Source organism: Pseudomonas fluorescens (genome assembly GCF_902497625.1).
In the GTDB taxonomy this organism is placed as follows: Bacteria; Pseudomonadota; Gammaproteobacteria; order Pseudomonadales; family Pseudomonadaceae; genus Aquipseudomonas; species Aquipseudomonas fluorescens_BQ.
Genome location: NZ_CABVGX010000003.1, coordinates 203,646 through 224,206 on the forward strand (window position 1 = coordinate 203,646; position 20,561 = coordinate 224,206).

Genomic DNA, 20,561 nt, shown 5'->3' on the forward strand with positions numbered 1-20,561 from the left:
CTACTGACACAGACTTGTACTCGCCTCGCTGCAACCCTGTAGCAGCTGCCGAGCCTGCGAGGCTGCGTTTGAGGACGCAGTCCTCACAAGTCATTATTGGCAGTCAAAGCCGGACGCAGCCTCGCAGGCTCGGCAGCTGCTACAGAAAATACAGGCGGCTGTCAGGCGAACAACTCGCCCTGCAATTCGTCCAGCAACGCCTGGATCGCATCCAGCCGTTGCTGCGGATCGTCGAGTTGCAGCAGATCAATCTTGTCCATTTCAGCAAACGGCAACAAGTACGCCAACTGATTAGCCAATGACTGTTGCCCCGTCGCCTCGGTGCCCATGTTGAGCGCTTCGACCATCGGGTGTTCGGCCAACGCCTTGAGCAGTGCGACCAAGTCCGCATCCTCATCCTGCAGCGGCTGCTCGGGCTCATCCTCCAGCCACTCGACCTCGGCAACCGTCAACTGGTCACGTTGCACCTCGGTGCGCAACACATGAAAACGCCGCCCACCTTGCACGCGGATGCCCAGCAGACCGTTTTCCTGCTGCTTGAAATCGGTGATCACGGCTTCGCAGCCCACCAGCGCATAACCGGCCGGCGCGATGCCCACCTCTTCGCCCTCAAGGATGCACACCACACCAAAACCGCTGCCCTGTTTCATGCAGCGACCAATCATGTCGAGGTAGCGCGCCTCGAAAATCTGCAGATCGAGGATGCACCCCGGAAACAGCACCGTATTCAGCGGGAAAAGCGGCATGCTCATAGACATTTCCTTACACCACCATCGACACCGCCAACGGCAGGAACACTGCCGTGGCCACGCCCATCAGACTCATCGCCAGCGCCGCAAAGGCGCCGCATTCTTCGTTTTCCTGCATGGCCACCGCCGTGCCGACCGCGTGGGCAGTCATGCCCAGCGCCATACCGCGCGCTTCAGGGCTGAGCACCCCAAGCCGAGTCAGCAGGCTCGGACCAAAAATGGCCCCGATTACCCCGGTGATCAGCACGAACACCGCCGCCAGCGCCGCGACACCACCAATCTGCTCGGCCACCAGCATGGCAATCGGCGAGGTCACCGACTTGGGCGCCATGGTCATCAGAATCATGTGTTCGGCGCCAAACGACCAACCCAGCAAAACACCCATGCCCGTGGCGACTACCCCGCCTATCACCAGCGTAGTAAATATCGGCCAGAACAACTGCCGGATCCGCCGCAGGTTCAGGTAGAGCGGCACGGCCAATGCCACCGTAGCGGGACCGAGCAAAATGCTGAGGATCTCTGTGCTCTTGCGGTATTCGGCATAACTCAGCCCGCAGCCCACCAACACTGCGATCACCAACAACATGGAGACCAGCACCGGTTGCAAAAAGATCCAGCGGGTTTTCTCGAAGGCTGCCAGCACCAACTGATACGCGCCGAGGGTGATGCCGATACCGAACAAGGGATGATGAATCACCGAGGTCCACGCGCCATGCCAGTCGAGGATCATGACGCGTCCTCGGAGTCAGGCGCGTGACGCTTGATCATGCGCTGCATGAGCACGCCTGCGAAGGCCATCGACAGCAACAGCGACAACACCAGCGCACCGACAATCGCCCAGAAATCGGCAGCGATGTCCTTGGCGTAAACCATCACGCCCACCGCCGGTGGCACCAGCAGCAATGGCAGGTAGCGCAGCAAACTGCTGGCGGCGAGGTTGAGCGGTTCGCCGACCTGGCCCCGGCAGATCAGGTACACGAGCAACAGCAGCAGACCAATGATCGGCCCCGGCAACACAGGCACAAACAAATGATTAAGGGCGGTGCCCAGCAATTGGAACAACACCAGCCAGGTCAGGCCACGTAACAGCATCCGTCGTCTCTCCTCAAATTCGCGCCGGGCATTATAAGCATGTCCGCGCTATGGTCCGGCATTCGCCAAAAGCATGGTCGGTTGACCGGAGCAAATAGCCATGGTGATCTAAAGTGGTAATCCGGGAGCTCGAATCCCGCCCCCAAAACTATAAAAATCGACGAACCCAAGGAGAGTCTCAATGCCCTACGTTCCTGTTGCAGAGCTCAAAGATTATGTCGGCAAGGAACTTGGATGTTCCGAATGGCTCACCATCGATCAGGCGCGCATTAATTTGTTCGCGGAAGCCACAGGCGACTATCAGTTCATTCATGTCGATCCGGTAAAAGCCGCGCAAACGCCCTTTGGCAGCACAATTGCCCACGGTTTCCTGTCGCTGTCGCTGATCCCCAAACTGATGGAAGACATCCTCGTGCTGCCCGAAGGCCTGAAGATGGTGGTCAACTACGGGCTCGACAGCGTGCGTTTCATCCAGCCGGTCAAGGTCGATTCGAAAGTGCGTCTCAAGGTCGAGCTGACCGACGTCAGCGAAAAAAAACCCGGCCAATGGCTGCTCAAAGCCACCGCAACGTTGGAGATTGAAGGCTCGGAAAAACCGGCTTACATCGCCGAGCCGCTGTCGCTCTGCTTCGTCTGACTGTCCCGGATGCGAAGCAGCGCATGCTGTTTCGCGCCTTCTGCGGTGCTCTCGGCTATATAAGCTCATGGAGCTGCGGCATACTCGGTCGCCTAATTGCCCGGATCCCGCTATGCGCTCACTTGCCCTCATCGCCCTGACCCTGATGCTCACCGCTTGCGGCGATGGCGAATCGCTGCTGCCGCCTGACGCGCGCCTGCCGGATGGCGGACGCTATCGCGGCGAAGTGGTTGACGGGCTGCTGCAAGGCCAGGGCCGCGTTGATTATCCGAATGGCAGCTGGTACGCCGGTGAATTTGATAAAGGCCAATGGCATGGGCCGGGCGAGTGGCACGGCAGCAACGGCGAGGTCTATCGCGGCGGTTTCAATCAAGGCCTGTTCGATGGCAAAGGCACGCTGAGCACCAGCGGCAGCAGCTACTCCGGCGGCTTCAAAGCCGGGCGCAGGGACGGCGAAGGCACCCTCAAAGAAAACGGCATGACCTACCGTGGCGAATTCAAAGCCGATCAATACGCCGGTCTCGGTCGCCTTGAACTGGAAGACGGCAGTTCGTATCAGGGCCAATTCGCCAACGGCAAACCGAACGGTGAAGGCCAGCGCGGCGATAACAGCGGCAACCAGTTCAGCGGGCATTTCAAGGATGGCCAGCTGGAAGGCAACGGCACGTTCAACAGCGCCGAAGGTGACCTGTACGTCGGCGGTTTCAAGAACAATCAGTTGCACGGCAAGGGCCGCTACGAGAACGCCGACGGCGATGTCTGGCTTGGACAGTTCAAGGAAGGCTCGCTGAACGGCAAAGGCGAAATGATCGGTGCGGACGGCAGCCACTACATCGGCCAGTTCAATGACTGGCGTTTCAGCGGTCAGGGCCGACTCAACCTGTCCGACGGCAGTTTTTACATCGGTCAGTTCGACGCCGACAGTTACTCCGGACGCGGTACGCTGGTGCTGACCGACGGCACCGTGCAAAGCGGTATCTGGATCAGTGGCCAAAGGGTTCGTGATGCCGACGGCAAGTTGTTGCCTGACAGTCTCGAACTCGGCTTGCTGGCCCAGGGCCGCCTGCTCGAAGAGGCGCTGGCCAATGTGCCCGCCTCGACCCCGGCCATCGAGCTGTACACCCTGACACTTGGCGGCGATGGCAAGCAAAGCGTGTTTTTGCGCGAGTCCGACTACGTCAGCAACATGCTCGCCAGTCGCTTCGGCGCCTTTGGCCAGCTCCGTCTGGTCAACCATCGCGATCATCTGGTCGATCGCCCAATGGCCACCCGCGAAAACCTGCGTCGCGCGGCCCTGACCCTGGCCGAACGCAGCGGTCCCGAAGACCTGCTGTTCATCTACCTGACGAGCCACGGCAGCAGCGAACACGAACTGGTCCTCGAACAGCCACGCATGCAGCTTTCCGACTTGCCAGCCGACGAACTCGCCGCCGTCCTTGCGCCATTGAAAAATCGCGACAAGATCATCGTGATCTCGGCCTGCTACAGCGGCGGGTTCATCCCCGCCCTCAAAGACGAACGCACCCTGATCATGACGGCTTCGCGCGCAGATCGGGTGTCGTTCGGCTGTTCCGAAGAAGCCAACTTCACCTACTTCGGCGACGCCCTGTTCGCCAAGGCGCTGAACCAGACAGATGACCTCGAACACGCCTTCAAACTGGCCAGGGCAACCGTGGCCGAGCGCGAGCTGGCCGACAACTTCGAAGCGTCTGAACCGCAGATCTGGGCGCCGAAAACCGTCCTCTCCCACTGGCAGCTATTGCGCAAACAGCAGGCACGAAAAGCGCTGCAAAGTGTCTCTAACAGCAGCAAGGATGCAAACAGCAACTAAGCTGAACAGTATCACGGGGGAAACACTATGTATTTGACGCCTCAGCACGTATTGCTCGCCGGAGCCACCGGCTTGACCGGTGAACATCTGCTGGATCGCTTGCTCAATGAACCCACCATCACGCGCGTCCTGGCCCCCTCCCGGCGGCCATTGGCGGAACATCCACACCTGGAAAATCCGGTCGGCGACCCGGCGGTTTTCCTGCCGCAATTGAGCGGTCGGGTCGACATTGCCTACTGCTGCCTCGGCACGACCATCAAGCAAGCGGGCTCCGAGGAAGCGTTTCGCGCGGTCGATCTGGACATGGTGGTGGCGTTCGCCAAACGTGCGCGGGAAATGGGGGCGCGGCATTTGATCGTGATCAGTGCCCTGGGGGCCGATCGCCGCTCTTCGATTTTCTACAACCGGGTCAAAGGCGAGATGGAATACGCTTTACGCGCGCAGGACTGGCCGCAACTGACCATCTGCCGACCTTCGCTGCTGCTGGGTGATCGCATCGAACCGCGGCTGGCCGAGAAAGTCGCCGGGCCATTGTCCCGCTTGATTCCGGGCAAGTACCACGGCATCGAAGCCTGCCAACTGGCCCGGGCGATGTGGCGACTGGCGCTGGAAGAACAGGATGGGGTGCGCGTGGTTGAGTCAGACGAGTTGCGCAAGTTGGGTAAATAACCCGCAAATCTTTGGTAGTGCTCGGACCTCTGGCAATCGGTGCAACCTGTGGCGGCGGCCCTGACCTGTGGTGAGAGGGCTTGCCTGTGGTGGGGGGGGCTTGCCTGTGGTGAGGGGGGGCTTGCCTGTGGTGAGGGGGCTTGCCCCCGTTTCGACTGCGAAGCAGTCGTATATCAAATACTGAATCAAAAAAAGGGCCGCTGCGCAGCCCAGCGTGGGCAAGCCCACTCGCCACAGAGCCCCGGTGCGCTACAACCCGCCAGTTGCCTGAAAGCCCACGCCAATCACCGTCAACACCGACAACGGCAACAACAGCGTATCGAGCAACGCACTCGCTGGCAGATCAACGCCTGGATAACCCGGCGCCTCTGCGCCAAAACGGTCCATCGCACAACAACCGCCGTTCAAGGCATACCAGTCCAGCCGTGTCCCGGCATACACCACCGGCGCCCCAGGCTTGGCAGCATCCAGCGTGCGCGCCGTGGCGCATCCGGCCAGGTGCAGCGCCAGCAGGACGATCAGCAATTTATTCATCACTGGTCAGATGGTGTTCGCCCCAACGGGGCAGCATGTCCTGAGGGATGTTCAGCAGATTGAGAATCCGCGCGACGACAAAATCGATCAGGTCATCGATGGTTTGCGGCTGGTGATAGAAGCCCGGCGAGGCCGGCAAGATGGTTACACCCATGTTCGACAACTTGAGCATGTGCTCCAGATGAATGCTTGAATACGGCGCCTCGCGCGGCACCAGAATCAACTGACGGCGCTCCTTCAATGTAACGTCGGCCGCACGTTCGATCAGGTTATTGCAGGCGCCTGTGGCAATCGCCGACAGAGTCCCGGTGGAACACGGTACCACCACCATCGCCGCCGGCGCGCCGGAGCCCGAAGCCACGGGCGACATCCAGTCTTCCTTGCCGTACACGCGAATCTGCCCGGCGGCTGCCCCGGTATACTCGGTAAGGAAGGCCTGCATCATCTGGGTTTTTGGCGGCAATGAAACATCCGTCTCGGTAGCCATGACCAGTTGCGCCGCCTTGGAAATCAGGAAGTGCACCTCGCGGTCTTCGCGAATCAGGCAGTCCAGCAGGCGCAAGCCATACTGGGCGCCCGACGCCCCGGTCATCGCCAGCGTGATGCGTTCCGGGCCGTTATTCATTGCAGCGCCTCGGCGAGCTTGCCGTGCAGGCCGCCGAAGCCGCCATTGCTCATGATCACTACGTGAGTGCCGGGCTGGGCCTGGCTCTTCACGCGTTCGATGATGCCTTCCAGCGAATCGCTGACAATCGACGGCACGGTGCACAACGCGGCGGTGGCACCGAGGTCCCAGCCGAGGTTCGCTGGCGCATACCAGATCACCTGATCGGCATCGACCACACTGTCGGGCAAACCATCACGGTGCGCGCCGAGCTTCATCGAGTTGGAGCGCGGTTCGATAATCGCGATCAACGGCGCATCGCCGATGCGTTTGCGCAACCCGTCCAGCGTGGTGGCGATGGCCGTCGGATGGTGCGCAAAGTCGTCGTAGATAGTGATGCCACACACTTCTGCGACTTTTTCCATGCGCCGTTTTACGCTTTTGAACGCGCTCAACGCGGCGATACCCATGGACGGCACCACGCCGACGTGACGGGCCGCAGCCAACGTCGCCAGCGCGTTGGCGACGTTGTGCTGGCCGGTCATGTCCCACTCGACCACGCCTTGGGCGACGCCTTCGAACATCACTTCGAAAGCCGAGCCGTCTTCGCTGAGCAATTTGACCTGCCATTGACCACCGGCGCCGGTGGTTTGCACTGGGGTCCAGCAGCCCATCTCGATCACTCGTTGAAGCGCCGGCTCGGTGGTCGGATGAATCACCAGGCCTTCGCTGGGGATGGTCCGCACCAAATGATGGAATTGTCGTTCAATCGCTGGCAGATCGGGGAAGATGTCTGCGTGATCGAACTCAAGATTGTTGAGGATAGCCGTACGCGGACGGTAGTGAACGAATTTCGAGCGTTTGTCGAAGAAGGCGCTGTCGTATTCGTCCGCTTCGATCACGAAAAACGGCGTATCGCCCAATCGGGCAGACACGGAAAAATTCTGCGGCACGCCGCCGATCAGGAACCCCGGGCTCATGCCCGCATGCTCCAGCACCCAGGCCAGCATGCTGCTGGTAGTAGTTTTGCCATGGGTGCCGGCCACGGCCAGCACCCAGCGATTCTGCAGCACATGGTCGGCCAGCCACTGCGGCCCGGAGACGTATGGCAAGCCCTTGTTCAACACGTATTCGACAGCCGGGTTGCCGCGGGACATGGCGTTGCCGATCACCACCAGATCGGGCGCCGGATCGAGTTGAGCCGGGTCGTAACCCTGAGTCAATTCGATGCCTTGGGCCTCAAGCTGAGTGCTCATCGGCGGATAGACGTTGGCATCGGAGCCGGTCACATGATGGCCGAGTTCCTTGGCCAGAACCGCCATCGAACCCATGAAAGTGCCGCAGATACCAAGAATATGAATGTGCATAGTCGACCTCGTAAAACATGGCCGCAGGTTAGCGCAGGGGGGGAAAAATCGCACCTTTGTTTCGCCCATACCGACGCCTTCGCGAGCAGGCTCGCTCCCACAGTAGACCTGAGGCAGCTCCCGAATTGGGAATTCGAACCATAACCCTGTGGGAGCGAGCCTGCTCGCGAATGGGCGCGACGCGGTCTACCGGGCGATCCCGTGTTTGCGCAGCTTGCGATAGAGCGTATTGCGACTGACGCCCAGCTGTTCGGCGGTGTGCGTCATGTGCCAGCGGGTCTGCTCCAGCGCATTCAACAATGCCAGCCGCTCGGCATCCTCCAGTGGATAATCCGACGATGGCTCAACCGCCCGCTCCGGCCGCGCCTGCCGAATCATCGCCGGCAAATCCTCCAGGCCGATCCGCCCGCTATCACACAGCGCGGCCAGCGTACGCAGTACATTGCGCAGCTGCCGTACGTTGCCCGGCCAGGCAAAATCGAGCAACGCCTGGCGCGCTGGTTCATCGATCGACACCGTTTCCCCTTCCGCCTCTTCGGCGAGGACAAAGTCCAGCAATTGCGATTTGTCGCTGCGGTCGCGCAACGCCGGCAGCGCCACTTCCAGGCCGTTGAGGCGGTAATACAAATCCTCGCGGAAGCTGCCGTTCTGCACGCGCGCCAGCAGGTCGCGGTGAGTCGCGCTGATAATCCGCACATTGACCAACTCTGGCTCGCCACCAATGGGCACCACTTGGCGGTCTTCCAGCACCCTTAACAAGCGCGTCTGCAGCGTCAACGGCATGTCGCCGATTTCATCGAGAAACAACGTGCCGCCGTCGGCCTGCTGCAGCTTGCCGCGCATGCCCTCCTTACGCGCACCGGTGAAACTGCCGCCACGATAGCCGAACAGTTCGCTCTCGATCAGGCTTTCGGGGATCGCAGCACAATTAAGCGCGATGAACGCTTTGCCTGCGCGCTGGCTGGCCTGGTGCACCGCTCTGGCGAAGGCTTCCTTGCCGGAACCTGTTTCGCCGTTGATCAACAGCGGGACATCGCGCTCGAACACTCGCAATGATCTGCGCAAGTCCTCTTGCAGCCCTGCGTCGCCCAGGCAAATACCGGATACCCGCGCCGGCTGGGCCTCGCGCACCTTCGCCACCAGCGGTAGCGGAGTACTGCGCGGCCGCCCCCGCAGCACAGCAAACAAATGCCGGCCGTCTCGCGTGCGCAGGGGCCAACTGGCGCTTGCATTGACACTTGCACGCCCGAGCAAATCATCCAGCGCGCAATCGAAGAACGCGTCAACCGGTTTGCCCAGCAACCCGCTGCGCACATGCCCGAGCAAATTCAGCGCGCTCTGGTTGACTGCGCTTATCCGCCCTTCCCCGTCAAACGCCAACAGGCCTTCGCTGAACAGCCCGACGGATTCGGCCTGCAGATGAAAACGCAGCAACCATTGATTGTCGAAATAGCGCAGGAAGTAGCAGCTCTCGATCATCTTTGCCGAGAGGTTGACCAAAGCCATGGTGTGGAACTGGCTCTGCCGCGAAATATCGTGACGCGCAGAAGACACGTCCAGCACCGCCAGCAGTTCGCCGTGCGGATCGAACACGGGGCTCGCCGAGCACGTCAGGCCGGTATGGCGGCCGCGAAAGTGTTCGTCCTGGTGAATCGTCAGCGACTGCCGTTCCACCAGGCAGGTGCCGATGCCGTTGGTGCCTTCGCAGGCCTCACTCCAGTCGGCGCCCAGCCACAGGCCGGCGCGCTCGAATATCTTGCGCTCGGCCGGCGCCGTCACGCAGTTGAGGATCACCCCGCGGGCATCGGTCAGCAGCACCGCATGGCCAGCGCCGGAGAGCTGCTGATGAAGGCTGTTCATTTCGGAGCCGGCGATTTGCAGCACTTGCTGCAGGCGTTCGCGGCTTTCAAGCACGCGACCATGTTCGAGCACTGTCGGCGCCATCGTCTGGGCCGGGTCGAGGTGATAGTCCTCCAGGCACCGTAACCAGGATCGGGCAATCGACGGATCGCTGCCGGGACCGTGCAGGTGAGATTTCCCCTGGGCCACGGTCAACACTTGCCGGGCGTGACGACTCAAATGATTGTCGTGCATTTCTTATTGTTCTCCCCGAAAGGTCCACGGCCCTCGTAGGAGCTGTGGAGTGAAACGAGGCTGCGATCTTTTGAAATAGCGTTGAGAAGATCGCAGCCTCGTTTCAATCCACAGCTGCTACATGAGCGAAGCGGTGTCCATCAAAAGTGCAAGCCAGAGCATCCTCCAGCCAAGACTGCATTGCAATGCTGGAAAGCCTGCCCGCCAGCGGCTGTGTCAGTAGCGGTACAAACTGTCACTCGCACCGTATCGCCATCGCGACAGACAGCACCCGCCCGTCCGACAAAAAACACCTAAATCCTTGATTCCCCTGACCTGCAAGGCAGTGGCCCAACCTTTGCTCTACGCTTATAGCAAGCGCACATGCGCCTCTCTTCCATAACTACAAAAGCAAGGAGAAAACATCATGCGTTACGCTCACCCCGGTACTGAAGGCGCTATCGTTTCGTTCAAGGGCAAATACGGTAACTACATCGGCGGCGAGTTCGTCGCGCCTGTCAAAGGTCAGTACTTCACCAATACGTCGCCAGTCAATGGCCAGCCAATTGCCGAATTCCCACGTTCCACCGCCGAGGACATCGACAAGGCACTGGACGCTGCTCACGCCGCAGCCGATGCCTGGGGCGCCACCTCCGCACAGGCTCGTTCGCTGGTGCTGTTGAAGATCGCCGATCGCATCGAAGAAAACCTCGAGCTGCTGGCGATCACCGAATCCTGGGACAACGGCAAAGCCGTCCGCGAAACCCTCAACGCCGACATCCCATTGGCCGCCGACCATTTCCGCTACTTCGCCGGTTGCATCCGCGCGCAGGAAGGCAGCGCCGCCGAGATTGATGGCAACACCGTGGCCTATCACATCCATGAACCGCTGGGCGTGGTCGGACAAATCATTCCGTGGAACTTCCCGATCCTGATGGCCGCGTGGAAACTCGCCCCGGCGCTGGCAGCCGGTAACTGCGTGGTGCTCAAGCCGGCCGAACAGACTCCGCTGGGCATCACCGTCCTGGTCGAACTGATCGGCGACCTGCTGCCGCCAGGCGTGCTCAACATCGTTCAGGGTTTCGGCAAAGAAGCGGGCGAAGCGCTGGCGACGAGTAAACGCATTGCCAAGATCGCCTTCACGGGCTCGACCCCGGTTGGCTCGCACATCATGAAATGCGCGGCCGAAAACATCATTCCGTCCACCGTGGAGCTGGGTGGCAAGTCGCCAAACATCTTCTTCGAAGACATCATGCAGGCCGAGCCGACGTTCATCGAGAAAGCCGCTGAAGGCCTGGTGCTGGCATTCTTCAACCAGGGCGAAGTCTGCACCTGCCCGTCGCGTGCGCTGGTCCAGGAGTCTATCTATGACGAATTCATGCAAGTGGTCATGAAAAAAGTCATGCAGATCAAACGTGGCGATCCGCTGGACACTGACACCATGGTCGGCGCCCAGGCGTCCGAGCAGCAATTCGACAAAATCCTGTCCTACCTGGAGATTGCCAAGGGCGAAGGCGCCGAACTGCTGACCGGTGGCAAGGTGGAAAAGCTCGAGGGCAATCTGGCGAGCGGCTATTACATCCAGCCGACCTTGCTCAAGGGCACCAACAAGATGCGCGTATTCCAGGAAGAAATCTTCGGCCCGGTGGTGAGCATCACCACATTCAAGGACGAAGCCGAAGCGCTGGCCATCGCCAACGACACCGAGTTCGGCCTCGGTGCCGGTCTGTGGACCCGCGACATCAACCGTGCCTACCGCATGGGTCGCGCAATCAAGGCCGGGCGTGTCTGGACCAACTGCTATCACCTGTACCCGGCGCACGCCGCGTTCGGCGGTTACAAAAAATCCGGCGTGGGTCGTGAGACGCACAAAATGATGCTCGATCATTATCAGCAGACCAAAAACCTGCTGGTGAGCTACGACATCAATCCGTTGGGCTTTTTCTAACGGACAGCACCACAAAATGTGGGAGCTAGCCCTGCTGGCGATGGCGTCGTATCAGCCAGAGTTTTTTCTGGCTGACAGACCGCAATCGCTAGCAGGCTAGCTCCCACAGGTTTCGGGCGAGATTACGATTCGTAATCAACCCAATCGCTCAAAAACAATAAAAACGGTGAATCCCATGCCCAGCGAACTACCTGGCACCCCGGCTACCGGCTCATCGGTCGACTTCGAAAAAGTCGGCTCCGAGTATTTCCAGCAACGCGAACTGAAAAAAGGCGCGGCAGGCTGGGTCCTGCTGGTCGGCCTTGGCGTGGCTTACGTCATCTCCGGCGACTACGCGGGCTGGAACTTCGGCCTGGCACAAGGCGGCTGGGGCGGTATGTTCCTCGCCACACTGCTGATGGCCACCATGTATTTGTGCATGTGTTTTTCCTTGGCGGAATTATCCTCCATGATCCCTACCGCCGGCGGTGGCTACGGTTTTGCCCGCAGCGCATTCGGCCCTTGGGGCGGATTTCTTACCGGCACCGCCATCCTCATCGAATACGCCATCGCCCCCGCCGCCATCGCGGTGTTCATCGGCGCCTATTGCGAATCGCTGTTCGGCATAGGGGGCTGGATGATTTACCTGGCCTTTTACATCATTTTTATCGGCATCCATATTTTCGGGGTTGGCGAAGCACTCAAGCTGATGTTCGTCATCACCGCCGTGGCGGCGCTGGCGCTGGCTGTGTTTCTGGTGGCGATGGTGCCGCATTTCAGCGTCGCCAACCTGCTCGACATTCCGATGACCGAAGCCAAGGGCGCGAGCAGTTTCCTGCCGTTCGGCTACGTTGGCGTGTGGGCCGCGATCCCCTATGCAATCTGGTTTTTCCTCGCTGTCGAAGGCGTGCCGCTGGCCGCTGAAGAAACCAAAAACCCGAAACGCGACCTGCCACGCGGTTTGATTGGCGCCATGCTGGTGTTGGTAAGTTTTGCCTTGCTGATTCTGGTGATCGGCCCCGGCGGTGCGGGCGCCAATGCGTTGTTGACTTCGGGCAACCCGTTGGTCGAAGCCTTGAGCAAGGCTTACGGCGGCTCTACCTGGATGGGACACTTCGTCAATCTGGTCGGGTTAGCCGGGCTTATCGCCAGTTTCTTCTCGATCATCTACGCCTACTCCCGGCAGATTTTCGCCTTGTCCCGCGCCGGCTATCTGCCGCGCAAACTCTCCCAGACCAACAAAAGCAAAGCCCCGGTGCTGGCGCTGATCATTCCGGGCATCATCGGTTTCGGCCTGTCGCTGACCGGCCAGGGTGATCTGCTGATCCTGGTGGCCGTGTTCGGCGCGACCATTTCCTACGTCCTGATGATGGCCGCACACATCACTCTGCGCATTCGTCGCCCCAAAATGGATCGGCCGTACCGCACGCCGGGCGGTATCTTCACCTCAGGCGTCGCTCTGGTGCTGGCCTGCATTGCGGTAATTGCGGGGTTCCTTGTGGACCCACGGGTCGTCATTGGCGCAGCCATCATTTATGGAGTGCTAATTGCTTACTTCGCTTTCTATAGTCGGCATCACCTGGTAGCAGGCACCCCCGAAGAGGAATTCGCGGCCATTCAGAAGGCCGAAGAAGCCCTGCACTAACCGCCGGAACACGGGGCGCAGCTCCGCGCTGCGCCGTCACGGAGAATCTGTATGGCCAGTTTTGCGCACACGGTCGGCAACCAGACCCATCGTTTCGACAGCCTCAAGGACGTCATGGCCAAAGCCAGCCCGGCTCGCTCGGGGGACTTTCTCGCGGGCATCGCCGCCCTCAACGATGGCGAGCGCGTCGCAGCGCAGATGGCGCTGGCTGACATTCCGCTGACCCATTTCCTGCAGGAAATGCTGATTCCGTATGAAGTCGATGAAATTTCCCGTCTGATCATCGACACCCATGACAAACAGGCTTTTGCCGTTGTCAGCCACCTCACCGTCGGCGGTTTCCGCGACTGGCTGCTCAGTGATGCCGCCGACGAACAGAGCCTGCGCGCCCTCGCGCCCGGGCTGACGCCGGAAATGGTCGCCGCTGTTTCGAAAATCATGCGCGTGCAGGACCTGGTGCTGGTAGCGCAGAAAATCCGCGTAGTGACTAAATTTCGCGGCACCATGGGACTGCGCGGCCGCTTGTCCACGCGCCTTCAGCCCAACCACCCGACGGATGAACCGGCCGGCATTGCCGCGAGCATTCTGGACGGGTTGCTGTACGGCAACGGTGACGCGATGATCGGTATCAACCCGGCCACCGACAGCACTTCCTCGATCTGCGCGATGCTGGAAATGCTCGACGCGATCATCCAGCGCTACGACATTCCCACCCAGGCCTGCGTGCTGACCCACGCCACCACGTCCATCGAGGCGATCAATCGCGGCGTCCCGCTGGACCTGGTGTTCCAGTCGATCGCCGGCACCGAAGCGGCCAACGCCAGTTTTGGCATCAACCTGAATGTGCTGCAGGAAGGTTACGACGCCGGGCTCAGTCTGAATCGCGGCACCCTTGGGCAGAATCTGATGTATTTCGAAACTGGCCAGGGCAGCGCCCTGTCGGCCAACGCCCACCATGGCGTTGATCAACAAACTTGTGAAACCCGCGCCTACGCCGTCGCGCGCCATTTCAAGCCGTTTCTGGTGAACACCGTTGTAGGATTTATCGGCCCGGAATACCTCTACAACGGCAAACAGATCATTCGCGCCGGCCTCGAAGACCATTTCTGCGGCAAGCTTCTCGGCGTGCCGATGGGCTGCGACATCTGCTACACCAATCACGCCGAAGCCGATCAGGACGATATGGATACGCTTTTGACGCTGCTGGGCGTGGCCGGGATCAACTTCATCATGGGCATACCCGGATCCGACGACATCATGCTCAATTACCAGACCACGTCGTTCCATGACGCCCTCTACGCCCGGCAGACGCTGGGGCTCAAACCCGCACCGGAATTCGAGCAATGGCTCGCGACCATGGGCATTTTCACCCAGGCAGACGGCCGGGTCCGGTTTGGCGAAGACTTGCCCCCGGCGTTCCGCCACGCGCTGGCGCAATTGGGATGAGTGTCGAAATGGATAAACCTCCTGTGGATGTGCAGAACCCGCTGCTTGAACTGCGTCGCCTGACCTCGGCGCGCATCGCGTTGGGCCGCACTGGCACCAGCATGCCAACCAGTGCGCAACTGGACTTCCAGTACGCCCACGCGCAGGCGCGCGACGCCGTGCATTTGCCGTTTGACCACGCCGCGCTCAGCGCACAACTGGCCGAGCGCGGACATGAAACGCTGCTGCTGCAAAGTGCCGCGACCAACCGCGACAGCTATCTGCAACGGCCCGATCTGGGTCGCAAGCTCAGTGAGAAATCGGCGCAAACCCTACGCGATCACGCCGCGGCGAATCCCGGAGGAGTGGACCTGGTGATCGTAGTGGCCGACGGTTTGTCGGCACTCGCCGTTCATCGCCATACCCTGCCCTTGCTCGCACGCTTGGAGGAGCAGATGACCTCCGACGGCTGGTCTGTAGCGCCGATCATTCTGGTCGAACAAGGCCGCGTTGCCGTGGCTGACCAGATCGGCGAACTGCTGGGCGCAAAAATGGTGGTGATTCTGATCGGCGAGCGTCCGGGTTTGAGTTCGCCGGACAGCCTGGGGCTGTACTTCACTTACGCTCCGAAGGTAGGCCTGACCGATGCCTATCGCAATTGCATATCCAATGTCCGACTCGAAGGCCTGAGCTACGGCATGGCGGCGCATCGCCTGCTGTATCTGATGCGTGAAGCCTGCCGACGGCAGTTGTCGGGGGTCAATCTGAAGGACGAAGCGCAGGTTCAGACGCTGGCGTCGGACGAGGGTGCGGATATGAAGGGTAATTTCCTACTGAGCGCGCCGGACGCCTGAAGCGTTTGCGCATTGCGTTTCGGCGGTCGACTCAGGCAGGATCGACGCACGGCTGCCCGAGTGAGAACCGTTCGCCGTCGGAGCACGTGATGACAGCCCTTGAAGACGAGAACTATCGATGCGGATTATTCAAGCGACCCTGGAACACCTGGACCTGCTGACCCCGTTGTTCGTTAAGTATCGCGAGTTTTATGGCGCCCTGCCGTACCCCGACTCGTCCCGCGCGTTTCTGGAAAAACGCCTGCGTCGCAAGGAATCGGTGATTTACCTGGCATTGGCGGATGCCGACGACAAATTGATGGGTTTCTGTCAGCTTTACCCAAGCTTTTCGTCGCTGTCGCTCAAGCGCGTGTGGATCCTTAACGATATTTACGTCGCCGAAGATGCGCGCCGCCAGTTGGTGGCCGACAACCTGATTCGCACCGCAAAGAAAATGGCCAAGGACACCCACGCCGTGCGCATGCGTGTTTCCACCAGCAGCGATAACGAAGTGGCGCAGAAAACTTACGAATCGATTGGTTTCAAGGAAGATACCGAGTTCAAGAACTACGTATTGCCGATCAGCGACGAGCTCTGAGCCTCAACTTGCAGGAGCAAAGCTTGCTCGCGAAAGCGGTCTTCCATCCGATGCAGGGTTGAATGACCAACCCCATCGCGAGCCAGCTTGCTCCTATAACAGAGCGCGGGTTGACCGCTGGTCCTGCGCGACATCCCCCGCTACAAACTCAACGCGCTTTTGATCACCCAAACCGTATAATGCCGTCCTTTCGGCTTGTAAGAAAAACTACACCCGTCTGTAGGCCTTACGCGAAGTCATCCGCACAGGCCTGTCGAGTCGGGCCGCTTACCACAGGTGCCCGCCATGGATTTCAACCCGCTCGACCTTATTCTGCATCTCGATGTTTACCTCGATTTGCTGGTCACCAATTACGGGCCATGGATCTACGCCATTCTGTTTCTGGTGATTTTCTGCGAGACCGGTCTGGTGGTGATGCCTTTCCTGCCGGGCGATTCCCTGCTTTTCATTGCCGGTGCCGTCGCAGCTGGTGGCGGCATGGACCCGGTACTGCTGGGAGGCCTGCTGATGCTGGCGGCGATTCTCGGGGACAGCACCAACTATGTGATCGGGCGCACAGCCGGAGAAAAACTTTTCAGTAATCCGAATTCGAAAATCTTCCGCCGCGATTACTTGCAAAAAACCCACGACTTCTACGACAAGCATGGCGGCAAAACCGTGACTCTGGCGCGCTTCCTGCCGATCATCCGCACCTTTGCGCCATTCGTCGCCGGTGTTGCCAGAATGCCGTATCCACGCTTTTTCGGCTTCAGCGTCCTCGGCACGATTCTCTGGGTCGGCGGGTTGGTGACCCTCGGTTACTTCTTCGGCAACGTCCCGTTCATCAAGAAAAATCTGTCGTTGCTGGTGGTCGCAATCATCCTGCTGTCGCTGGTACCGATGATCATCGGCCTGTTCCGCAGCCGCTTCAGCGGCTCGAACTCCAAGGTCGAATCGCGCTGAATCAGCATGTGGTCGTTTAGCGCCTGGCGTCGCCGGCGCCGACTCGCCCGCCACCCGATTGCCGACGATATGTGGCAGCGGGTGCGCCATCACCTGAGCTTTCTCGATGGTCTCACTGCCGCCGAAGACCGGTGGCTGCGCGAAGCCTGCGTGCTGTTTCTCGAAGACAAATACCTCACCGCCCTGCCCGGCGTTGAACTCCATCAGGAGCAGCGCCTGTTGCTCGCGGCACAAGCGCAACTGCCCTTGCTGCACCTTGGCGACCTGGACTGGTATCAGGGTTTTCACGAAATTGTGCTGTACCCCGACGATTTCGTCAGTCCGCAGCGCCATCGCGATGCCAGCGGCGTGGAACACGAATGGGACGGCGAGCACAGCGGCGAAGCCTGGCAGCAAGGCCCGATCATTCTTGCCTGGCCCGGTGTGATGGCCAGTGGCGGGTGGGAAGGCTACAACCTGGTCATTCACGAGCTCGCGCACAAACTCGACATGCTCAATGGGGACGCCAATGGCTTGCCGCCACTGCACACCGATATGCGTGTGAGCGACTGGGCCAAGGCGATGCAGGAGGCCTATGACGATCTTGATCGGCAACTGGAGCACGACCCCGACGCCGAAACAGCCATAGACCCCTACGCGGCGGAGAGCCCCGCCGAATTTTTCGCGGTCACCAGTGAGTACTTCTTCAGCGCGCCGGATCTGCTGCAGGACACATATCCCCCGGTGTACGAGCAGCTCAAGCTTTTCTACCGCCAGGACCCGCTGGCCCGGTTGCGGCAACTTCTGGCCGAGGACCCGGTCTATCAGGCACACGAATAGGTCTCTACGACTTCTGATACATGGCGTCGACGACGTAATATGCCTATAATCGCTGCCACTTTTTGGTCAATCCGGCCAAGTGTTTTTGGCCAACTTACGGGGGCACCGCCCAATGAGCTACAGCAAGATTCCGGCTGGCAAAGACCTGCCGAACGACATCTACGTCGCGATCGAGATTCCGGCCAACCACGCGCCGATCAAATACGAAATCGACAAAGACAGCGATTGCCTGTTCGTTGACCGTTTCATGGCCACCCCGATGTTCTACCCGGCCAACTACGGTTTCATTCCCAACACCCTGGCTGACGACGGCGATCCCCTCGACGTGCTGGTTGTGACCCCATACCCGGTTGCTCCAGGTTCCGTTATCCGCGCTCGTCCTGTCGGCATCCTGCACATGACCGACGACGGCGGCGGCGATGCCAAAGTCATCGCAGTACCACACGACAAGCTGTCCCAGCTGTACGTCGACGTGAAGGAATACACGGATCTGCCTGCGCTGCTGCTGGAACAGATCAAGCACTTCTTCGAGAACTACAAGGATCTCGAAAAAGGCAAATGGGTGAAGATCGAAGGTTGGGGCGACGCAGAAGCGGCACGCACCGAAATCATGAAGTCGGTCGCCGCCTACAAAGGCTGATCCTGCGCTTCGGATGCAAAGAAAACCCCGGTCATCCGGGGTTTTTTGTGGGCGTTCTTGCGGCACAAACCGGTCGTTGAATGCTCTGCGCCCTCCGTTGGCCCTGTTTATTTTCCGACAAGAGCGTCTTACATCCGGTGGTAAATTCGACCCTGAAATTGAACGAGTCGTTTATTCAAAGCCCCGTTTGCCGCACGTAGACTCTTGTTCATGAAAAAGAACAAAACCTGCGGTGTACGATTCAATGCTCCTCCAAGAGGCGAATATCACGACGACGCGATTTGCCGAATTCCTGCAGATCGAAAAACCTCAAAACGTGCATAACTGGTATTCCCGCGGAGTGCCGGACTATTTCATGGAGGAAGTCGCCAGACGACTCTCCGTCAGCAGCGACTGGCTCAAAACCGGAGAAGGACCAAAGGCCGCCAAGGAACTGCGCGCGCCCGACCAATCCGGCAACGCCTCCGACGCTCAGGCCATGCGCGGCATCTATAAAGTCGTCGAGCCTACCGACGTCGAACTGCCGTTTTTCAAAGAAGCCAGCCTCGGCCCGGGCTCCGACAAAACCCACGTCATCAGGGACCCCGACCAATCCATACGTCTGCCACGAAGCGACCTCGACTCGCTGGAAATCAAGCACACCGACGCGATCTGCGCGCGCATGATCGGTAACAGCATGGCCGAAAAAATCGAAGACGGCTCCCTCCTCGCCATCGACCGAGGGCTGACGCAAATCGTCGACGGGGAAATCTACGCCATAGAGCACGATGGCATGCTTCGCATCAAATACCTGCACCGCATTCCCGGCAACTCATTGCGCATGCGTAGCCATAACAACGCCCAATACCCCGACGAAATCTTCAGGCCCGCGCACATTGAAGAACAAAACATCAGGGTGCTGGGCTGGGTATTCTGGTGGTCGACGCTGAACAAACGCAGGCCGTTGGTGCCGTTTCTATAAAAGCCCTGCGGTTTTCGCAGGTAACCGGGATCTCACGGACCTACGCACTACCTGTGGGAGCCGGGCTTGCCCGCGATGACGGAGGCACATTCACCACAACAATTTCGCCCAGCGCGGCCAAACGCTCTACCGCGCACTCCACACTGGGCATTGCGGAAAAAAATCAGTATGCTGCGCCGCACATTTGCGCATCACCCCGCCTCGCGGCTCGATCGCACCGACAAGGCAGATGACTTTCTCGCCAAGTCCCACAGCCGGACGCAAGATCCGGGTGTACGTTTTGAAGGCTGGCGCGGTTTACCAAAAATAAACCAAGCCAGTCCCCGAGAAGCCGGCCACAAGCCGGCTTTTTAATGCCTGCCATTTGGCTCTTGGCTCAACCGCCCTTACGACTCAACATCACCTGCCCCTCACGGATAACTAAACCCCTTAACCAACGTCAACTCCCCCACTGCCCGCATCGGCACCAGAAACGTCTCCATCTTTTCATTCGGCGTGCCCTCCTCCGTGATCACCGTCACCTGCGCCGTTGTCAGCGGCTGTACCGCATCCTCCTGCCCCTCTTCATCACTGCGATAACCGCCACCGAAGTAGTTCACATAGACCAGATACTGCCCTTTGATCGGCGCCGGCATGGCGAAGATTTCCGGGCCGTAGCCTGTGGTCACGTCCACATCCAGCGCCGCGCCGTTGGCCACAGCGCGCTCGCCGTACCAGACGTGCGCGCCGTCGGGGGTGATCAGATGCAAGTCCAGGTCGGTGCCATCACTGTCCCAGGCAAGCAGCACACGCAATTTGGCCGGTGTAGCGCCGCCGCTGGTGTTGAGGAATTGGGTACGTTTGCGCTGCTGGCCGTCGGCGCTGCGCACTTCGACGCTGTTGCTGCCACTGGGAAACGAGAACGGCCGATCAAAACCACCAGCCGGATCGCTCTTGAGCGGCATGCTGACGCCGTTGACGATCAGCCGGCCGGGCTCATTGCTCTTCGGCGCGCCTTTGATCTGGCCGGTAATGCGCGCGGTATTGGCCTGCCCCTGCGGCGTGTTGACGGACGAGGCCGGGTAATTGACGGATTGCCTGAAATATTCGTTTTCAGCGTTGCCAGTGCGCCAGCCGCCGGCGGGAGTGTCTAGATTTACCGTCGCGGCAAACGTTGGCAGCACTGCATAAACACTACTAAGAAACAGCAAGACCTGTGGATAACGGAGTTTCATG

The 20,561-nt window shown here is 59.9% G+C and carries 19 protein-coding genes and 1 pseudogene; 12 read left to right on the forward strand and 8 right to left on the reverse strand.

What is annotated here, in order from left to right:
* Window positions 1–161: 161 nt before the first annotated feature.
* From F8N12_RS03565 to F8N12_RS03575, 3 genes are read right to left on the reverse strand one after another with little or no spacing between them, the layout of a single operon-like run.
* Window positions 162–752, reverse strand: a complete 591-nt coding sequence (locus F8N12_RS03565; RefSeq protein WP_150579195.1) for an LON peptidase substrate-binding domain-containing protein — start codon at window positions 750–752, stop codon at window positions 162–164.
* A gap of 10 nt (window positions 753–762) precedes the next feature.
* Window positions 763–1,479, reverse strand: a complete 717-nt coding sequence (locus F8N12_RS03570; protein WP_150579196.1) for an LrgB family protein — start codon at window positions 1,477–1,479, stop codon at window positions 763–765.
* Window positions 1,476–1,841: a CidA/LrgA family protein gene (locus F8N12_RS03575; RefSeq protein ID WP_150579197.1), complete on the reverse strand. Its 366-nt coding sequence runs from the start codon at window positions 1,839–1,841 to the stop codon at window positions 1,476–1,478. Before F8N12_RS03575 ends, F8N12_RS03570 begins: the two co-directional genes overlap by 4 nt.
* A gap of 181 nt (window positions 1,842–2,022) precedes the next feature.
* Between F8N12_RS03575 and F8N12_RS03580 the strand changes: the two genes are divergently transcribed.
* From F8N12_RS03580 to F8N12_RS03590, 3 genes are all read left to right on the forward strand, one after another.
* Window positions 2,023–2,478 carry a MaoC family dehydratase gene (locus F8N12_RS03580; protein ID WP_150579198.1) on the forward strand — a complete coding sequence of 152 codons (456 nt, stop codon included), beginning with the start codon at window positions 2,023–2,025 and terminating at the stop codon, window positions 2,476–2,478.
* 112 nt (window positions 2,479–2,590) lie between these two features.
* Window positions 2,591–4,309, forward strand: a complete 1,719-nt coding sequence (locus F8N12_RS03585; protein WP_150579199.1) for a C13 family peptidase — start codon at window positions 2,591–2,593, stop codon at window positions 4,307–4,309.
* Between the two features lie 27 nt (window positions 4,310–4,336).
* Window positions 4,337–4,978 carry an oxidoreductase gene (locus F8N12_RS03590; RefSeq protein ID WP_150579200.1) on the forward strand — a complete coding sequence of 214 codons (642 nt, stop codon included), beginning with the start codon at window positions 4,337–4,339 and terminating at the stop codon, window positions 4,976–4,978.
* A gap of 249 nt (window positions 4,979–5,227) precedes the next feature.
* Here the strand turns inward: F8N12_RS03590 and F8N12_RS03595 are convergent, their stop codons facing one another.
* The 4 genes from F8N12_RS03595 to F8N12_RS03610 form a co-directional block, all read right to left on the reverse strand.
* Complete coding sequence (locus tag F8N12_RS03595) at window positions 5,228–5,512, reverse strand: YceK/YidQ family lipoprotein (protein ID WP_150579201.1); 285 nt, start codon at window positions 5,510–5,512, stop codon at window positions 5,228–5,230.
* The gene (ubiX, locus tag F8N12_RS03600) at window positions 5,505–6,137 is read right to left on the reverse strand and encodes a flavin prenyltransferase UbiX (RefSeq protein ID WP_150579202.1); all 633 of its coding nucleotides are present in this window, start codon (window positions 6,135–6,137) and stop codon (window positions 5,505–5,507) included. Before ubiX ends, F8N12_RS03595 begins: the two co-directional genes overlap by 8 nt.
* Complete coding sequence (mpl, locus tag F8N12_RS03605) at window positions 6,134–7,483, reverse strand: UDP-N-acetylmuramate:L-alanyl-gamma-D-glutamyl-meso-diaminopimelate ligase (RefSeq protein WP_150579203.1); 1,350 nt, start codon at window positions 7,481–7,483, stop codon at window positions 6,134–6,136. Before mpl ends, ubiX begins: the two co-directional genes overlap by 4 nt.
* Before the next feature lie 186 nt (window positions 7,484–7,669).
* On the reverse strand, window positions 7,670–9,577 hold the full coding sequence (locus tag F8N12_RS03610; protein ID WP_150579204.1) for a sigma-54-dependent Fis family transcriptional regulator: 1,908 nt from the start codon (window positions 9,575–9,577) through the stop codon (window positions 7,670–7,672).
* Between the two features lie 406 nt (window positions 9,578–9,983).
* Between F8N12_RS03610 and F8N12_RS03615 the strand changes: the two genes are divergently transcribed.
* From F8N12_RS03615 to F8N12_RS03655, 9 genes and pseudogenes are all read left to right on the forward strand, one after another.
* Complete coding sequence (locus tag F8N12_RS03615; protein WP_150579205.1) at window positions 9,984–11,504, forward strand: aldehyde dehydrogenase family protein; 1,521 nt, start codon at window positions 9,984–9,986, stop codon at window positions 11,502–11,504.
* A 175-nt stretch (window positions 11,505–11,679) separates the two neighbouring features.
* Window positions 11,680–13,128, forward strand: coding sequence for an ethanolamine permease (gene eat / locus F8N12_RS03620; RefSeq protein ID WP_150579206.1), 1,449 nt, complete (start codon window positions 11,680–11,682; stop codon window positions 13,126–13,128).
* A gap of 51 nt (window positions 13,129–13,179) precedes the next feature.
* On the forward strand, window positions 13,180–14,574 hold the full coding sequence (locus F8N12_RS03625) for an ethanolamine ammonia-lyase subunit EutB (protein WP_150579207.1): 1,395 nt from the start codon (window positions 13,180–13,182) through the stop codon (window positions 14,572–14,574).
* A gap of 8 nt (window positions 14,575–14,582) precedes the next feature.
* Window positions 14,583–15,407: an ethanolamine ammonia-lyase subunit EutC gene (gene eutC / locus F8N12_RS03630; RefSeq protein WP_191623105.1), complete on the forward strand. Its 825-nt coding sequence runs from the start codon at window positions 14,583–14,585 to the stop codon at window positions 15,405–15,407.
* 118 nt (window positions 15,408–15,525) lie between these two features.
* A complete protein-coding gene (locus F8N12_RS03635; protein ID WP_150579209.1) occupies window positions 15,526–15,984 on the forward strand; it encodes a GNAT family N-acetyltransferase in 459 nt (152 codons plus the stop codon).
* Window positions 15,985–16,269: 285 nt separating this feature from the next.
* On the forward strand, window positions 16,270–16,926 hold the full coding sequence (locus tag F8N12_RS03640; protein WP_150579210.1) for a DedA family protein: 657 nt from the start codon (window positions 16,270–16,272) through the stop codon (window positions 16,924–16,926).
* A gap of 6 nt (window positions 16,927–16,932) precedes the next feature.
* Complete coding sequence (locus F8N12_RS03645; protein ID WP_150579211.1) at window positions 16,933–17,745, forward strand: zinc-dependent peptidase; 813 nt, start codon at window positions 16,933–16,935, stop codon at window positions 17,743–17,745.
* A 112-nt stretch (window positions 17,746–17,857) separates the two neighbouring features.
* Window positions 17,858–18,385 (forward strand): inorganic diphosphatase, encoded by a 528-nt coding sequence (gene ppa, locus F8N12_RS03650; protein ID WP_045061525.1) that lies wholly within the window; start codon window positions 17,858–17,860, stop codon window positions 18,383–18,385.
* A 210-nt stretch (window positions 18,386–18,595) separates the two neighbouring features.
* A pseudogene (locus F8N12_RS03655) lies at window positions 18,596–19,346 on the forward strand (helix-turn-helix transcriptional regulator).
* A gap of 410 nt (window positions 19,347–19,756) precedes the next feature.
* On the opposite strand, the gene F8N12_RS03665 reads toward F8N12_RS03655, so the two are convergent.
* The gene (locus F8N12_RS03665; RefSeq protein ID WP_150579213.1) at window positions 19,757–20,560 is read right to left on the reverse strand and encodes a YfaP family protein; all 804 of its coding nucleotides are present in this window, start codon (window positions 20,558–20,560) and stop codon (window positions 19,757–19,759) included.
* Between the last annotated feature and the right edge of the window lies 1 nt (window position 20,561).

What these genes read in the sequence shown, in the direction of transcription:
- F8N12_RS03565 (WP_150579195.1), bottom strand. Translation starts at nt 752, where the DNA reads ATGAGCATGCCGCTTTTCCCGCTGAATACGGTGCTGTTTCCGGGGTGC.
- F8N12_RS03570 (WP_150579196.1), bottom strand. Translation starts at nt 1,479, where the DNA reads ATGATCCTCGACTGGCATGGCGCGTGGACCTCGGTGATTCATCATCCC.
- F8N12_RS03575 (WP_150579197.1), bottom strand. Translation starts at nt 1,841, where the DNA reads ATGCTGTTACGTGGCCTGACCTGGCTGGTGTTGTTCCAATTGCTGGGC.
- F8N12_RS03580 (WP_150579198.1), top strand. Translation starts at nt 2,023, where the DNA reads ATGCCCTACGTTCCTGTTGCAGAGCTCAAAGATTATGTCGGCAAGGAA.
- F8N12_RS03585 (WP_150579199.1), top strand. Translation starts at nt 2,591, where the DNA reads ATGCGCTCACTTGCCCTCATCGCCCTGACCCTGATGCTCACCGCTTGC.
- F8N12_RS03590 (WP_150579200.1), top strand. Translation starts at nt 4,337, where the DNA reads ATGTATTTGACGCCTCAGCACGTATTGCTCGCCGGAGCCACCGGCTTG.
- F8N12_RS03595 (WP_150579201.1), bottom strand. Translation starts at nt 5,512, where the DNA reads ATGAATAAATTGCTGATCGTCCTGCTGGCGCTGCACCTGGCCGGATGC.
- ubiX (WP_150579202.1), bottom strand. Translation starts at nt 6,137, where the DNA reads ATGAATAACGGCCCGGAACGCATCACGCTGGCGATGACCGGGGCGTCG.
- mpl (WP_150579203.1), bottom strand. Translation starts at nt 7,483, where the DNA reads ATGCACATTCATATTCTTGGTATCTGCGGCACTTTCATGGGTTCGATG.
- F8N12_RS03610 (WP_150579204.1), bottom strand. Translation starts at nt 9,577, where the DNA reads ATGCACGACAATCATTTGAGTCGTCACGCCCGGCAAGTGTTGACCGTG.
- F8N12_RS03615 (WP_150579205.1), top strand. Translation starts at nt 9,984, where the DNA reads ATGCGTTACGCTCACCCCGGTACTGAAGGCGCTATCGTTTCGTTCAAG.
- eat (WP_150579206.1), top strand. Translation starts at nt 11,680, where the DNA reads ATGCCCAGCGAACTACCTGGCACCCCGGCTACCGGCTCATCGGTCGAC.
- F8N12_RS03625 (WP_150579207.1), top strand. Translation starts at nt 13,180, where the DNA reads ATGGCCAGTTTTGCGCACACGGTCGGCAACCAGACCCATCGTTTCGAC.
- eutC (WP_191623105.1), top strand. Translation starts at nt 14,583, where the DNA reads ATGGATAAACCTCCTGTGGATGTGCAGAACCCGCTGCTTGAACTGCGT.
- F8N12_RS03635 (WP_150579209.1), top strand. Translation starts at nt 15,526, where the DNA reads ATGCGGATTATTCAAGCGACCCTGGAACACCTGGACCTGCTGACCCCG.
- F8N12_RS03640 (WP_150579210.1), top strand. Translation starts at nt 16,270, where the DNA reads ATGGATTTCAACCCGCTCGACCTTATTCTGCATCTCGATGTTTACCTC.
- F8N12_RS03645 (WP_150579211.1), top strand. Translation starts at nt 16,933, where the DNA reads ATGTGGTCGTTTAGCGCCTGGCGTCGCCGGCGCCGACTCGCCCGCCAC.
- ppa (WP_045061525.1), top strand. Translation starts at nt 17,858, where the DNA reads ATGAGCTACAGCAAGATTCCGGCTGGCAAAGACCTGCCGAACGACATC.
- F8N12_RS03665 (WP_150579213.1), bottom strand. Translation starts at nt 20,560, where the DNA reads ATGAAACTCCGTTATCCACAGGTCTTGCTGTTTCTTAGTAGTGTTTAT.